The organism is Halorubrum distributum JCM 13561 (genome assembly GCF_000337395.1).
GTDB classification, from domain to species: domain Archaea; phylum Halobacteriota; class Halobacteria; order Halobacteriales; family Haloferacaceae; genus Halorubrum; species Halorubrum distributum.
In genome coordinates this window covers 22,886-37,340 of sequence record NZ_AOJF01000035.1, presented here as the reverse complement: position 1 = coordinate 37,340, position 14,455 = coordinate 22,886, and the positions used below count along the sequence as shown (strand labels likewise).

The 14,455-nt window shown below is 69.9% G+C and carries 14 protein-coding genes; 3 read left to right on the top strand and 11 right to left on the bottom strand.

Annotated features, from left to right (window positions below; all coding sequences use genetic code 11):
- Positions 1-19 precede the first annotated feature (19 nt).
- Positions 20-679, bottom strand: coding sequence for a DsbA family oxidoreductase (locus tag C470_RS08410; RefSeq protein WP_007995408.1), 660 nt, complete (start codon positions 677-679; stop codon positions 20-22).
- Positions 680-794: 115 nt separating this feature from the next.
- On the opposite strand from C470_RS08410, the gene thiD reads away from it, so the two are divergent.
- Positions 795-1,640 carry a bifunctional hydroxymethylpyrimidine kinase/phosphomethylpyrimidine kinase gene (gene thiD, locus C470_RS08405; RefSeq protein WP_008366597.1) on the top strand — a complete coding sequence of 282 codons (846 nt, stop codon included), beginning with the start codon at positions 795-797 and terminating at the stop codon, positions 1,638-1,640.
- A 419-nt stretch (positions 1,641-2,059) separates the two neighbouring features.
- Here thiD and C470_RS08400 read toward each other — a convergent pair whose 3' ends face one another.
- The 9 genes from C470_RS08400 to C470_RS08365 all read right to left on the bottom strand — a co-directional run bounded on the left by C470_RS08400 (position 2,060) and on the right by C470_RS08365 (position 11,676).
- A complete protein-coding gene (locus C470_RS08400) occupies positions 2,060-2,857 on the bottom strand; it encodes a ZIP family metal transporter (protein ID WP_008366596.1) in 798 nt (265 codons plus the stop codon).
- Positions 2,858-2,948: 91 nt separating this feature from the next.
- The gene (locus C470_RS15930; protein ID WP_159358103.1) at positions 2,949-3,107 is read right to left on the bottom strand and encodes a hypothetical protein; all 159 of its coding nucleotides are present in this window, start codon (positions 3,105-3,107) and stop codon (positions 2,949-2,951) included.
- Positions 3,104-3,700 (bottom strand): hypothetical protein, encoded by a 597-nt coding sequence (locus C470_RS08395; protein ID WP_008366594.1) that lies wholly within the window; start codon positions 3,698-3,700, stop codon positions 3,104-3,106. The genes C470_RS15930 and C470_RS08395 overlap by 4 nt, the downstream gene beginning before the upstream one ends.
- Complete coding sequence (locus C470_RS08390; RefSeq protein ID WP_008366593.1) at positions 3,700-4,782, bottom strand: signal peptidase I; 1,083 nt, start codon at positions 4,780-4,782, stop codon at positions 3,700-3,702. Before C470_RS08390 ends, C470_RS08395 begins: the two co-directional genes overlap by 1 nt.
- Positions 4,782-5,954, bottom strand: a complete 1,173-nt coding sequence (locus tag C470_RS08385; protein WP_008366591.1) for a hypothetical protein — start codon at positions 5,952-5,954, stop codon at positions 4,782-4,784. Before C470_RS08385 ends, C470_RS08390 begins: the two co-directional genes overlap by 1 nt.
- The gene (locus C470_RS08380; RefSeq protein WP_008366589.1) at positions 5,951-6,715 is read right to left on the bottom strand and encodes a hypothetical protein; all 765 of its coding nucleotides are present in this window, start codon (positions 6,713-6,715) and stop codon (positions 5,951-5,953) included. The genes C470_RS08385 and C470_RS08380 overlap by 4 nt, the downstream gene beginning before the upstream one ends.
- A 214-nt stretch (positions 6,716-6,929) precedes the next feature.
- Positions 6,930-8,642, bottom strand: coding sequence for a SipW-dependent-type signal peptide-containing protein (locus tag C470_RS08375; RefSeq protein WP_008366587.1), 1,713 nt, complete (start codon positions 8,640-8,642; stop codon positions 6,930-6,932).
- 114 nt (positions 8,643-8,756) lie between these two features.
- Positions 8,757-10,061 carry a SipW-dependent-type signal peptide-containing protein gene (locus C470_RS08370; protein WP_008366586.1) on the bottom strand — a complete coding sequence of 435 codons (1,305 nt, stop codon included), beginning with the start codon at positions 10,059-10,061 and terminating at the stop codon, positions 8,757-8,759.
- Between the two features lie 121 nt (positions 10,062-10,182).
- The gene (locus tag C470_RS08365) at positions 10,183-11,676 is read right to left on the bottom strand and encodes a vWA domain-containing protein (RefSeq protein ID WP_004599858.1); all 1,494 of its coding nucleotides are present in this window, start codon (positions 11,674-11,676) and stop codon (positions 10,183-10,185) included.
- A 393-nt stretch (positions 11,677-12,069) separates the two neighbouring features.
- Here C470_RS08365 and C470_RS08360 point away from each other — a divergent pair, with 393 nt between their 5' ends.
- Positions 12,070-12,618, top strand: coding sequence for a DUF7344 domain-containing protein (locus C470_RS08360; protein WP_004599109.1), 549 nt, complete (start codon positions 12,070-12,072; stop codon positions 12,616-12,618).
- A 73-nt stretch (positions 12,619-12,691) separates the two neighbouring features.
- Here the strand turns inward: C470_RS08360 and C470_RS08355 are convergent, their stop codons facing one another.
- On the bottom strand, positions 12,692-13,609 hold the full coding sequence (locus C470_RS08355; protein ID WP_008366583.1) for a hypothetical protein: 918 nt from the start codon (positions 13,607-13,609) through the stop codon (positions 12,692-12,694).
- Positions 13,610-13,858: 249 nt separating this feature from the next.
- On the opposite strand from C470_RS08355, the gene C470_RS08350 reads away from it, so the two are divergent.
- Positions 13,859-14,410, top strand: coding sequence for a DUF7344 domain-containing protein (locus C470_RS08350; protein ID WP_004599107.1), 552 nt, complete (start codon positions 13,859-13,861; stop codon positions 14,408-14,410).
- The last annotated feature ends 45 nt before the right edge of the window (positions 14,411-14,455 follow it).

Genomic DNA, 14,455 nt, shown 5'->3' with positions numbered 1-14,455 from the left:
GCGCCCGCTCCCGCCGACCTCAGACCCCTTCGACGAGCCGTTCGAGCTGCTCCGGCGGGACCGCGCCCCGGGCGGCGTGACCGTCGTACGCGAACGTCGGGACGCCGGTGACGCCCTGCCGCCGCGCGGCGTCGAACATGTCGGTCACGCGCTCGCGGAGGTCGCCGTCGCCGAGCGCCTCGTCGACGACTTCGGGGTCGAGCCCGTCGGCGTCGGCGGCGATGTCCGCCAGCACGTCGCGGTCGCCGATGTCGCGCCCCTCCAGCCAGAGCGCGTCGAAGACGGCCTCGTCGAACGCGAGCCACGCGTCCGGCGCGGTCTCGCGCACGCGGACCGAGACGATCTGCGCGGGCAGCGAGTCGACGTCGGTCGCGAGCTCGAGTTGCATCTCGTCGGCGCCGTACTCCTCCTGAAGCCGGCGGACGTTCTCGCGCGCCTGCTCGTAGTACTCCTCGTCTTTCCCCGTGTCGGCGTCGTGATCGATCTCGCCGTCCGGCCCGCGCTGGCCCGCGCGGAGGTCGAACGGGTGCCAGTCGATGTCGAGCGGCTCCTCGCGCGTCTCCTGATAGTTCGCGAGCGACCGCCGCCCGAGGAAGCAGAACGGACAGACGTAGTCGGAGTAGACGGTGATCGCCTCGGGCTCGTCGGCGCCGGTCGCGGCGTCGGAGTCGGTTGCCATGTCCACGCTACGCCGCGGAGCCGAAAAGGTCGTTCGGCGACGGCAGGCGGCGTCCGAGAGAGCCGAGGATGACCGAACCACCACCAATTAATATCACTAAGTTGTATCCTCGCGTATGTCCGAGTACGACCCGGTCGATCCGCCGGTCGCGCTGACGGTCGCCGGCAGCGACAGCGGTGGCGGGGCGGGGGTTCAGGCCGACCTGGCGGCGATGCGCGCGCACGGCGTCTTCGGGGCGTCGGTCGTGACGGCGACGACCGCACAGAACACGCGCGGCGTCGAGGACGTGAACCCGCTCCCGGCCGACCACGTCGCGAGCCAGTACGCGGCGGTCGCCGACGACTTCGACGTCGCGGCGGTCAAAACGGGAATGCTGGCGACCGCCGAGGTCGTCGAGACGGTGACGGAGCTGGTCGCGGACTTCGACGCCCCGCTCGTCGTCGATCCCGTGATGGTCGCGGCGACCGGCGATCGGCTGCTCTCGCCCGCCGCGGAGGACGCCTACGAGGACCTGGTCGCGGCCGCGACGCTCGTCACGCCGAACGCGGACGAGGCCGCGGTGCTGACCGGCGACCCGGTGGAGACCCCGGCCGACGCCGAGGCGGCCGGGCGGGAACTGGTCGCGCTCGGCGCGGACGCGGCGCTGGTGAAGGGCGGGCACCTGAGCGAGGGGGCAGTCGGGGAGGACGTGGTCGTCGACACGCTCGTCCGCGCGGAGGGTGATTCGGAGTCCGGCGGCCCGACCGTCGACCGCTTCGAGACGCCACGGATCGACACCGATGCGACGCACGGCTCCGGCTGTGCGTTATCGAGCGCGATCGCGGCGCGGCTGGCGCGGGGAGAGTCGGTTCGCGGCGCAGTCGGCGCCGCCGTCGAGGAGATGACCGAGGCGGTCCGCCGCGGCTACGACGTGGGCGAGGGCCCGGGCGCGGTCAACCCGACCGTGCTGGGCGAGGAGTGAGCCGTCGAATCGGGAGGTTGTTTATAAATGGATGACAGCACGGTGAACGCCTTCAAAGCCCCAGTCGTTCGTTTATAAATGGTTGATTACGGATCGGCGACGAACAGCTCCAAAGCCCCAGCCGTGAGACGGGCGCACGCTCGCTGCGCTCCTCGGTCGCTCGTTTCACTCGCTCCTGCGGTGCTTGCGTCGCCTGCGCCCGCCTCACGGCTGCCCCTTTGAGTCCCACCCGCACCGCTCCGCACCGCACCTCTCACCTCCCCAGCCTCGTCGGCCTCCCTTCGGTCGGCCGACTCCCTCGCGCGTGCTCCTCGCGTCCTTCGGACGCTCGGAGGCACGCGCCACCGCATCGTTCATTTATAAATAATCGTCGCCGCCGGTGACGCTCATTTAAACCACCGCGTCGTCGCCTCGGCTGCTTATAAATACGCGAGCGGGACCATCAGCGCGACGCCGAGCGCGATCCCGCCGACGAGGACGGGCTTGCCGCCGCGCGGGAGGTCGGCGCCCGTTTCGAGCGCCTCGGGGACGAACTCCGAGAGGACGAGGTAGATCATCGCGCCCGCGGCGAAGCCGAAGCCGTACGGGAGGAACTCGCGGGCGTACCGCACGAACGCGAAGGCGATCACGGCGCCGATCGGCTGCGGGAGGCTGGAGAAGATCGACCACCACACCATCTTCCACTTCGAGACGCCCATCGCCCGCAGCGGGATCGAGATGGCCGTCCCCTCGGGGATGTTGTGGATCGAGATGGCGACTGTCATGAACACGGCGAGCAGCGGGACCGTGAAGCCGAACAGCGCGGTGCCGCCCGACAGCCCGAGGTCCGCGAAGGAGACGCCGACCGCGATCCCCTCCGGGAAGCTGTGGACCGTCAGCACGCCGAGAATCAGAATTAGCTTCTTGAAGTCGGCCTCCTCGTACTCCCTGGGATCGATCTCTGCGTCCACCAGCACCTCGTGCGCGAGGACGACGAGCGCGACGCCCGCGAGCATCCCGACCCCGATCTCGACGGGCGTCCCCTCCGCGAGCCCCTCTTGGACCAGTCCGAACAGCGACGCGGAGAGCATGATCCCCGACGCGAACCCCCACAGCGCCACGTTCCCGCGGTCGCTGATCGCCTCGAAGAAGAAGAACGGGAGCGCGCCGATCCCGGTCGCCAGCGCCGTGATCAGCCCGGCGACGAAGACGAACGCGTAGGCGTCGAGGGCAGTCATTCGTCGGCTGGTCGTACGCCGGTACCGCCCATAACTCCGGCGGGCGCGGCCACCGGCTGGGAACCGCGTCCCGGCCGCGCCGTTTGCGAGTTCACCCGAGCATCCGAACGAGGCTGGCGAGGAACAGGAGGAGAAGCAGCGCGACGAGCAGCAACAGCGCGGTGAGTTTCGCCCCGGGGACGGAGCAGCGCCCGTCGGACCGTACGTCGCCCTTCCCGAGACGCTCCCGCGGCCGGCTCGGCAAGGTCACGTTCGCGCTCCTTGGCCGGACCGCGACGGATCCGGGGGGTGACGAACCGCGACCGCATCGACATCGTTCGCGTCGGGCGCGGTCGACCCCTCGACGGTCGCGTTCCCCGCCGGAGCCGACTCGTTCGTCACCGTCTCCTCGTTCGGCGGGCTCGACTGGTCTCCCGCCTGATCGGTCGGCGTCGAGTCGTTTTCGTCCGTCTCGGTTTCGTTCGTCGCCGGCGTCGAGTCGTTTTCGTCCGTCTCGGTTTCGTTCGTCGCCGGCGTCGAGTCGTTTTCGTCCGTCGGCGGGACCGTGGCGTTCTGTTCAGTGGGTGGGACCGTGGTGTTCCCGACGGTCTCCGTGCCGTTCGCCGCCGCCGATGTCCCGTTCTCTCCCACAGCGGTCGTCCCGTTCTCGACAGGCACGGTCGCCACGGCGAACCCGCTTCCGCTCGACTCGTTGACCTCGCTCAGTTCCTCCGGCGTCTCGAACGTCGTCGTCACGTCGACGCCGGCCGAGAGGACCGCCACCGTGGCCCCGCCGGCGAACGCGACGCTCCACACCAACACGGCCAGCGCGACGAGCGCGACGAGCCCGCGGTTCGCGGGCATCAGTCCACCTCTCCGGCGGCGTCGGGGCGTGCTGTCGGCGTCCGTACCGGTGCCGACTCGTCCGGTTCCACGCGCTCTTCGCCCGTCGCGACCGCCGCCGAGTCAGTCCCGTCGGAATCCGCGTCGCTCTCGTCGGAACCCGCGTCGCTCTCGTCGGAATCCGCGTCGCTCTCGGAGACCCCGCCGTCGGCGGCCGTTTCCGACGCGTCGCCCTCCGACTCCGACGCGGCGCTCCGAACGCTCCGGTCGAGCACGCCGCTCGCCGGCACCCACGTCGCGAGCGCGCCGAACAGGAGCGTCGCGGCCGCGACCGCGACCGCGATCGCGGCGGCGCTCCGGAGCTCGAACGCGACGTACGCCGCGTACGGAGCGAAGACGGCGAGTACCGCCGCCGCGCCGCCGACCGCGTCGACCGAGATGCCGCCGGAACCGCTTGCGGCGGTCGCTGCGGCCGTCGGGGCGAGCTCGGACTCGGCTGCGAACTCGAACGCCGCCGTCTCGGCGTCCCCTCCGCCGACCGGCTCTCCGTCCGGATTCACCGTCGCGGTGGCCGGCGACTCCGCGCCGTCGCGGCCGCGGACGATCGACCAGACCTCGGTGACCGCGAGCAGGCCGAAGGGGAGCAGCACCAGCGCCACGAACCCGACCCGGGTGCCCGCGAACTGGATGACGTACCCGATGTACGGGATCGTCAGCGTCACCGCGCCCACGAGGCTCCCGGCCGAGACGAGCCCGGGATCCGGCCCCTCGTTGGCGTCGCCCATCGTCTCGAAGGCGAGCGCCCCGCCCTCGTCGACGACGTCGATCACGCGGTGTGTCACCGGCACCTCGCTCGTGCCCCGCATGAACGTGATCACGTCGCCCTCGGCGATCGCGGCCGGGTCGCGGTCGGCGACGATCACCACGTCGCCCGGCGCGATGGCGGGCGTCATGCTCGCCGTGAGCACGACGAAGCTCTCGTCGGCGCCGACGACCTCGGGGGCCGCGTACGCGGCGAACGGCGCGACGAGCGCGATCAACAGGACGATCCCGAGTACGTTCGCCGCGCGCTTCGTCCGTGGTGATGTGAGTATGGTTGTCATCAGTTCGCCTCCGTGTCGCCGTCTTCGCCGCCGTCGTTTCGACCGCTGCTGTTCCCGGACCTGCCTCTGTCTTTCCCGCCGGCACCGTCGCCGTTGCCGTTCCTGCTCTCGTCACCGTCTGGCGAAGTACCGCCGCCCTCCTCGGCTTCGCTGTTGCGGGCGCAGACGCTGACGGTGACGTTGCTGACCCCGTACCGCTTGCCGTTGGTGGGGTTACGCGGCGCGAACACGATCTCACCCGTCTCCGAAGCCACTGGGTCGATATCGACGCCCTCGGGGTCGCGGTCCGGTCCGCCCTTGATCGCCACGGAGCACATGTCCGGCCCCGGATTCCCGTCGGCGTCCCGAAGCCGGAACGCGACGCCGACGACCTCGCCGTCGTCCTTCGTCTCGACCTCGGTGATCTCGACCTCGTGCGGCCCCGCGCCGTTGAGGATCATCTCCAGCGACAGGACGTCGCCCGGCGCGGTCGACCCGCCGAAGTCGGCCTTCCCGAACTCGACGCACCCGGGGCAGTCCGCCTCCGACCCCTCGCAGACGACCCCCGCGAAGGGGTTCGCCCCCGGCGCGTTCGCCTCGGCCTCCGAGACGTGGCGGCACTGCTCGGCGTACAGCCGGACCGTCAGTTCGGTCTCCTTCCCACCGACGTCGGGCGAGTCGGCCGGGAGATACGGGGCGACCTCGACGACGATCGGACCGCCGTCGGGGTCGAGGCAACCGGCGTCGACCCGCCGCCCGGTCGCGAGGTCGCGCTCGACCTCGGCGAGGGGGCGGTAGCCGCCCGTCAGCGACTCGCCGTCGACGACGACCTCGACTTCGAGGGCGTCCCCGAGCGGGTCGCCGTCGGGGCATCGCGTCGCGAGCCACACCCGGACCGGGTTCGCCGACGCTCCGATCTCGAACCGCTCGGGTTCGGGGCGACCGTCGAACGTCGTCCGGTCGACCGCGAACGGACCGACGGTGACGGTCCCGTCCGTGGGGTCGCCGTCCACCGTCAGTCCGACCGCGCCGGCGCCGAAGGCGTTGTCCGGGAACGTCTCCCGGTCGGCGAGGTACGCGCCCGTGCCGAGGCCGCTCGCCATCCCGACCGCGCCGACGCCGCCGATCCCGGCGAGGAGCCGGCGGCGGCTCAGTCCGCTCGGGCGCCCCTTCTCCTCCTCTCCGGGAGTCATACGCCGCCTCCGGCGGTGTCGCCCTCCACGTTCGTCTCGAAGGGGTTCCCCTCGGAGCCGCACTCGTCGGCGGCGAACTGCACGATGAAGTCGAGCGCGCCGCCCTGTCCGGCGTTGCCGCCCTCGCCGGTAAACTCCCACTCGACGGTCAGACAGCGCTGCTCGCCGGGGGCGAGGCAGCCGTCGCCGAGCAGGCCCGGGCGCAGTTCGACGCCGTCGGCGAGCGCGGACCCGTCGATGTCCGCGAGCGTCTCGTCGGCGATCAGTTCGCCTGCGCTCGCGAACTCGCCCTCCGCGCCGCCGCAGCTGCCGACGCCGAATATCCCGGTATCCTGTCGGACCGTGAGCGCGATGCGCTTCGCGAGCGCGGCGCTCGCGTCGTCGGGGTCGTCGAGCCCGGGATCGATCCGCAGCCACACGCGGGCGGTGTCCTCCGGGTCTTCGAGCCGAAGCCCGACGCTCGCCGTCCCGTAATCGCCCGGCAGCGCGTTGTCGACGTCGACGAGCCGGACCCCGGCCGCGCCGACGTCGTCGACGGCGCCGACCGGGCTCGAACCGACGGCCGTCCCGTTCTCCGTGCGCCGCCACCCGACGAGCAGGTTCAGCGGCGTGTCCGTCTGGGCGTACGTGTAGTCCGTGTACTCGTCCCAGTTGTCCGTCCCCGTCCGCCGTCCGGAGGCGGCCCCGAGGGTCGCGAAGCCCACGGCTCCGGCGCCCGCGAGTGCCTCCCGCCGCGTGAGTCCCGATTCTTTCTGTGTCATTGTGTGTCGTCGCGGCTCCGGACGGCCGTTTCGTCGGTTCCCTCTCCCTTCTCGTCTCTCCTACCCTCACCGCGGTCGTATGTATGCGCGACCTACTCGGCCGGTCCGGCGTCCGTACCCGATGGTACGAGGATCGTACCCGGCCGCGCTCCTCCGGTTCGGCGTTCGCGCCGTCCGGCGCGTCCGCCCCGTACCCCGGCGGGATCTCCGGCGCTCAGGCGGGGGTCAGCTCCGGACCCGAGCCGTCGTTGTGGCGCGCCTGCTCGGTGTAGAAGCTGAGGTCGAAGGCGAGCGTATCGCCTTGGATCTCGTTGCCCACCTCGAGGGGAAGCTCCCACTCGAGTGCGACGCAGTGCATCACGCCGTCGCCGCGGAACGCGTCGCGGTCCGGGTCGTCCGCCGGGTCGCTGAGCTCGTCGTACAGCGTCGCGCGGTTGCCGTCGAGCGGGATCCCGTCCCCGTCGGCGAGCTCGGCGAGGACGTTCGCGAGCGTGTCCTCCATGATGACCTTCTCCTGCGTGGCCTGCGCCGCGAGGTTGCCGAACACCGTCGGGATGTTCAGCGGGTCGTCGAGGTCGTTGAAGAACAGCGGGTCGCCGCCCGTCCCGCCGGCGGGGCCGGCCATCGATTGGAGCGTGCTCGCGCTGCCGTCGACGTTGATCGTGAACAGGTCGGTCGCGGGGCTCGGCGACGCCGCGCGGGCGTCGTCGGCCGCCGCGGTGGGCGAGGAGAACGTCGTCGAGCCCGTCCCGTTGAACGACTCGCCGTCCGAGAGGACGATGTTCTGCTTCGCGACGCCGGTCCGGCCGTTCGCGTCGAGTTCGGCCTGCGCGTCGTCGACGCCCTCGCCGATGTACGTGCCGGTCGCGATACCGCCGCCGCCCGCGAACGGGTCGGGGTTCCCGTCGCCGTCGGACGGCGTCGAGCCCGCGCCGCCGCTCACGACGTTCGCGAGCTTCTGCCGCAGGTTCGTCAGCGCGCCGTCGACCACCGAAAGGTCGTCGGTCAGGGGCTGTAAGATCCCGGTCCGGGGTTCGTTGTCGCCGCCCTTCTCGCCGTCGAAGTACGCGACGCCGACCTCAACGTCCGCGTTCGAGCTCTGGAGGAAGTCGATGAACTGCCGGGTGCCGAGCTCGACGAGGTCGATCTTCGTCGTCTCGCCGTAGGTGGTCCCGTTGATCGCGATGTCGTCTCCGTTCACCACGCCGCCGAACTGGTCGTACAGCATCGAGCCCGAGAAGTCGAGCGTCAGCATGATGTCGACCGGCTCCGCCGGGTCGTAGACGTTGTCACAGTCCTCGTCGTACCAGAGGCGCGCCTCGATGGCGTCGCCGAGGTCGCCCATGTTGTCCGGGTCGACGAGCAGCTCGGGCTCGGTTTCGGTGCCGCCGTCGTCGTCGACGTTGGCCGCCTGCATCCAGATGTAGCCGGGGTTGTCACAGAGGTGGAGCGAGAAGGTGATCTCGCCTGAGTCGCCGGGCTTCACGTCGGTGAGCTGAACCAGCGTCTCCATCTCCTCGCCCGTGACGGGGTCCGTGCCGAAGTCGGCCTCCGACAGCGGCGGGATGTTCTCGCAGGTCAACACCGGGAGGTTCGCCCCGTTGCTGTCCGTGTCGTCCTCGTCCGGGAAGTCGCTGTACTTGAACACCTCGTCGTCGATCTGGACCGACTGCTCGCCGTCGCCGTCGTGGTCGGGGTGCGCGCTGACGAACTGGCGCCCCTCGCCGAAGTCGTAGGTCTGCTGCCAGTCGACCAAGAGGTCGAGCTGGCCGGCGGTCAGCTGGTTGCCCTCGAACGACTCGGTGTCGTTGAAGTACGCCGTGGTCCCGAGGCCGGCGCCCGCGGAGGCCACGCCGATCGCGCCGAGGCCCGCTAGCATCTTGCGCCGCGACAGTCCGATCGTGTCGAATTTCTCGTTCTCTGTCATGATTGTGAATCCCCGAGGGGAGTCCCACCGACGGGGTCGAACCGTCGTCCCGGCCGCCCGCGCGGGTCCGGAGTGGGAGGCGATCACGCCGCTTCGAGCGGCGTCGTCAGCACGTCAGTCGCTGAACTCGATCGCGTTCGCGCTGCTGTAGAAGTCCGGCCCCAACGAGGGGTCGACGTTGACCTCCGCGATGGGTCCCTCGCCGCCGGTGCTGCCGTACCCGAGCAGCCGGAACGTCGAGTTGATGTCGCTGTTCGGAATCCCGAACACGACCGTGTTCCCGACCTTCGCCGCCGAGAAGCCGGCCGGAAGCGCTTCGGTCGCGCCGTAGCTCCCGCCGTTGTTCGGCTGGTATCCGAACGGCGCGTCCGGGAACCCGGCGTTGGGCTGCCAGATGAGCTGCCAGTCGTGGGTGCCGTCCGCGTCCGCGTCGACCGCCACCGGGAGATTCGTGCTGGAGTAGTCTGCCGTGTCGAGGAAGTCCACCCCGTCGCCGTCGTCGGCGAAGGCGAAGCTCAGAACGGTCTGATTCTGGCCGAACGAGACGCTGGTGTAGACGTTCCCGTCGGTGGGGTTGCCGAGGGTCTGGCCCTTCCAGTCGTTGTCGTACGCGGTGACAACGGTCTCGTCGACGCAGGGGTTGTGCGTCCCGTCGTTGTGCCGCGACTGGACGGCGAAGAACTCGAAGTCGAAGGCGACCGAGTCCGTCTGAATCTCGTTCTCGACGCTCGTCGGGACGACCCACTCGAAGCAGACGCACTGCTCCGCGACGTTCGGCTCTCCATCGAGGAACGGTTCGGTGACGCCCTCGAACGCGGGACGGTCTGCGAGCGCCGCGCCCGTGTCGCCGTCGCCGGAGAGCGGGACGCCGGCTTGGAGCGCGAGCATTACCTCCGCCAGCGAGCCGGAGACGATCTCGTCGCCCTTCTCACCGTCGGGAGTACAGTACGAGACGGTCACCTGCATCGCGTCCGCGAGCTCGCCCTCGTCGAGCGAATCGTCGTCGTCCATCTCGGGTTCGGACTGCCCGTTCTCCGCGTTCGCGGTCAGCTCGCCGCACATCCACATGTACGCGGGGTTGTCGACGATCGAGAAGCAGAACTCGCCCTCGCCGGAGTCGCCGGGCTTCAGGTCGGAGACCTGGATGCTGAGGGGTTCTCCGTCACCGCCGCCCATGACGTTACCGTCGATGAACGTTCCGGGCTCGGTGGAGTACTGCGCGTAGCTGCCCTGGTCCTCTGAGTAGTCGACGTGGACGAACAGGTCCAGCGAGCCCGCCGTCAGCGTGTTGTCCTCGAACGTCTCGGTGTCGTTGAAGTACGCAGTGGTGCCGATGCCCGCGCCAGCGGAAGCCACGCCGACCGCACCGAGTCCGACCAGCATCTTGCGCCGCGATAGTCCGATTTTGTCGTCGTTCATTGTGTATCATCCCCGAAGGGAACTCCCGGCGGCGGTCGCGAACCGCCGCGTCGGCCGCCCGAAGGCGCCGAGCCGGGAACCGGACGTATCTCGTCGTCCGGGGCCGCGCTGCTCCGAGGAGCTAGCTCGAGTTGCTCACGTTGCCGGTGCCGTTGGGTGCGGGACCGGGGCTGGTGCTGTTCACGTCGGTCCCGTTGAACGCCACCTGCGGATTGTCGTTGTGCCGCGACTGCTCGGCGTAGACGGCCAGATCGAAGCTCACGGAGTCGGTCTGGATCTCGTTGCCGACCTCCGCCGGGAGCGTCCACTCGAAGCCGATGCACTGCGTGGTCGCGCCGGGGTACGGCTGGCGGCCCTCCTCCTGGCGGTTGCCGTCGAGCGCCTCGCCGTCGGCCAGCTCCGCGAAGACCTCGCTCATCGTGCCGGAGAGGATCTTCTGCTCGCCCGCGAGGACGATCTGCGCGATCTCGGCGTAGACGGTGTCGAGGTCGGCCGGGTCGGGCGCGACGAAGGCGTCGTCTGGCGAACTCGCGAGGCTCTGGAGCAGCGAGGTGTTCGCGCTCCCGAGGGCGATCGTGAAGATGCGGATGCCCGCGTTCTTCGCGGCGTCCGCCGCGGTGTTCGCGGCGCTGGCGCTGGAGTTCCCGTCGCTCAGCAGGATCATCACTTTTGAGGCGCCGGGGGTGGCGTTGCTCCCGTTGAGGAGTTCGTCCGCACCAACGTCGATACCTAGGTCGATGCTCGTGCCGCCACCGTCGCTGTAGGCGTTGATGGCGTCCTTGACGGCCTGGTAGTTCGTGGTCAGCTCCTGGTCGAGCGACGCGGAGCTGTTGAACGAGATCGCGGCGGCCTCGTCCGGGGCAGAGAGGTTGTCGACGAACCCGTTCGCGGCGGCCTGGAGGTCGTCGATCGAACCGCTCATCGAGCCGGAGACGTCGCTGACCAAGGCGACTTCCAGCTCCTGCTGCTGTCCCGTGCCCGTGGGCTCGTACACGTTGTCGCAGTCCTCGTCGTACCAGACGCAGACCTCGATGGCGTCCGCGAGCTCGCCGATACCGTCGGCGTCTTCGCCCTCGTCTTCCATCTCGGGCTCGGACTGCCCGTTCTCCGCGTTCTCGGTCAGCTCGCCCGCGAGGTAGAGGAACGCGGGGTTGTCACAGATGTGGATGCTGATCGTCACTTCGCCGGAGTCGCCGGGCTTCACGTCGTCGAGCGTGAAGATCGGGATCCCGTCGCCGTTGACGAGGTACTCGTCCGCCTCGGGCGAACAGAAGTCGAAGTCGTCGTCCATAACGAGGTCCTCCCACGCCTGCATGTCCGCGGGGCTGGGCGCCTGATCGAGCAGGTACCGGCCGTCGCCGAGGTCCTCGGCGTCCGGGTAACCCATGTCGACGACGTCGTCCAGACGGCCGGGGCCGCCGAGGTACGTCGACTTGTAGTCGAGCTTGAGGTCCAGTTCGCCCGCGGTGAGCGTGTTGTTGGTGAACGACTCGGTGTCGTTGAAGTACGCCGTGGTACCGAGTCCCGCGCCCGCGGACGCGACGCCGACCGCGCCGAGGCCCGCGAGCACCTTGCGCCGCGAGAGTCCGATTGTGTCGTTTGTGTCTTGGCTCATGATTTCTCCCCCGACTCGCCCCCCGTCCGCGCTGGGCTGAACCGAATCGGTTACTCTCCCCTCCGAGGGATACCGACGTAGTTACGCGCTCCCACGCCACCGCCGAACGCCCGATTCCAACCGATAGAACGTCTCATGCCGCGGGTCAAAGGAGGCGTTCGACCGGCGGTCCGGCGTCCCTACTCCGACTGATCTCGACCGTAAGCGGTCCGTACCGCCGCCCGCGAACGCGGCACGCAGACCGTACTCGTCGGGGCGAATCCGACAGGAGAGTCGTACCTTCGCCCCTCATCGGCGGCTCCCCCGGGCAGCGAGCCCATACATATAGCCTCGTCAGTCGCACAGGGTGACAGAATCCGGACGCCGCCGAGCGCGGCCGCCCAGAGCCCCATCATGAAACTCCGAAACGACGTCCTTCCGGCCGAACAGGTGTATGCCATCCTCGCGAACGAGCGCCGACGGCGCGCCATCGAACAGCTCGGCGCCGTCGGCGGGACGGTCTCGGTCAACGAGCTGTCGACGCTCGTCGCGGGCCGCGAGACCGGGGAGAGCCCGCCGCCGACGCGCTGCCGCGAGAGCGTGTACACGTCGCTGGTCCAGACGCACCTGCCGAAGCTGGCGGACGCGGGCGTGATAACGTACGATCGCGACTCCCAGACGGTCGAACTCTCGCGCCGCGCGCGCGACGTGCGGCTCTACACGGAGATCCTCGCGCCCGGCGGCGCGACGTGGTCGGAGCTGTACCGCGCGCTCGCCGTGGGATCGCTGACCGTCGTGCTCGCCGCGCTCCTCGACGCCCCGCTCGTCTCGGCCGTCGACCCGGTGCTGTGGACCAGCCTCGCGCTCGGCGCCTTCGCCGCCGCCAGCGCGGTCCAGCTGTGGGTCAACCGGTTCTCGGTGCTGCGCCAGCTGCGCCCCCGGCGATCCGACCAGAAACGCTGACCCGCCCGGAAAAACGGCGATCCGCCTGGAAAAACAGTCCTCGTCCTGCCCCGCCGCTCCGCCCCCTCCGCCGCTACTCCTCGGCGGTCGCGAGCGACGCCGGCAGCCGGAGCTCGAACAGCCGGGCGTCACAGCCCGCGCAGCGTCCGGCGACGGCGTCGTAGCTGGAACAGCAGGACTCGACGACCCGCTCTTCGAGCGCCACCTCCCCGGCACAGGTGGGACACTCCTCGACGAACAGCCGCAGGGCGCCGAGCACCGCGCTCCGGTCCGCGAGCGGCAGGGTCCCCCAGTCGTCGCGGGTCGCCGTCAGCACGCGGTCGGCCGCGACGTCCGCCCTGAACGCCGCGCGTGACTCCCAGTGGCCGATCCGCTCCCCGTCGGCGTACGCGAACGCCGCGCCGCCGCGCCACTCGATCGACAGCGCGTCGCGGTCGAGCCCGGTGAGTTCCGCGAGATCCCCGAGGTCGTCGCGGGCGTCCCGGCCGCGGGCGTCCCGGTTCCCGTCGCCGTTCGTCTCGCCCGTCTCGCCGCGGACCGACGCGCGCCACGCCGCGGCGAAGTCGGGCGCGAACGCGAAGTCGTCGCCCGCCGGCGTCTCGACGAGGGCACCGGTCCCGAGGAGGTACTCCTCGGGGTCGACGTCGCCCGTCGGACGCGCGTCCCGGCCCGCCACGCCCGGCGCCTTGCCGAACAGCGCGAGGACCCGCTCGGGGAGGTAGCGCTTCGTGAGTTCGGGCGTCCCCGGAACGAGGTAGCCGCGGAGCCAGATCGCCGCGAGCGAAGCGACGAACACCCCAGCGCCGAGGCCCGGGCCGACCAGTCCGCCCGCGGCGAGCGCCGCGCCGACGGCGATACAGACGTTGACCGCTGTACAGGGGAGACAACGGTTCGCGCCGGTGTACTCTGGTCGGCGGAGGCGGTCCAGCGGTCGGCGGCCGGCGCGTTCCGCCGGCCGGTCCGGCGCTTTCGTGTCGTGTGACGTAGTCATCGCCGGTCGTTCGCGCCGAACGATCGTATGTATGGAGTCCCTACCGTCGGGCCGGCGGCCGCAGAACCCGCTGTCCTCCCTGTAACCGATCAACACGGTAGGCGGTTAAACCCTCGAAGAGCGCGAGTTCAGAGACATACCGCCGACGCCGACGCGACATATTTCGCCGGGCGTCTATTCTCGAAGGTTATAGAAAATAATATGTCTTTCGGTACCAATTAACGAAGTAACCGCTTTTATGAGTCTCCCATGACGCCCCAACTCAAGACGCCAGCACGGGTTCCAGACGACGAGGAGGGGCCGTCTCGCGACGAGATATTCACCGCGCTGAGTAACCGGCGGCGACGGAACGTGATCAAGTACCTGAAACGGGCCGGCGACGACGCCCGCGTCAGAGACATCGCCGAGCAGCTGGCGGCGTGGGAGAACGACCTCGAGATCCCAGAGGTGACGTACAAGCAGCGCAAGCGAGTGTACACGGCGCTTCACCAGTCGCATCTGCCGAAGCTGGCGGCGAGCGGGTTCATCGAGTACGAGTCCGACCGGGGGCTGGTGTCGCTCACCGACGAGAGTCGGCAGCTGGAGGTGTACCTCGAGATCGTCTCGGACAACGAGATCCTCTGGAGCGAGTACTACGTCGGGCTCGCGGTCGTCTGCGGACTGCTGGCGGCGGCGGCGTGGGTCGGCACCGTCCCGTTCGGCTCGGTGTCCGGGTACGCGTACGCGCTGCTGTTCGCGCTGCTGTTCGGCGTCTCCGGGCTGATACACCGGACAATAACGCGTCGCAACCGGGTTGAATAGCGCCGTCCCGTCGCGGCGTTACACCCGCAGGGTTTTAGCCGCGCA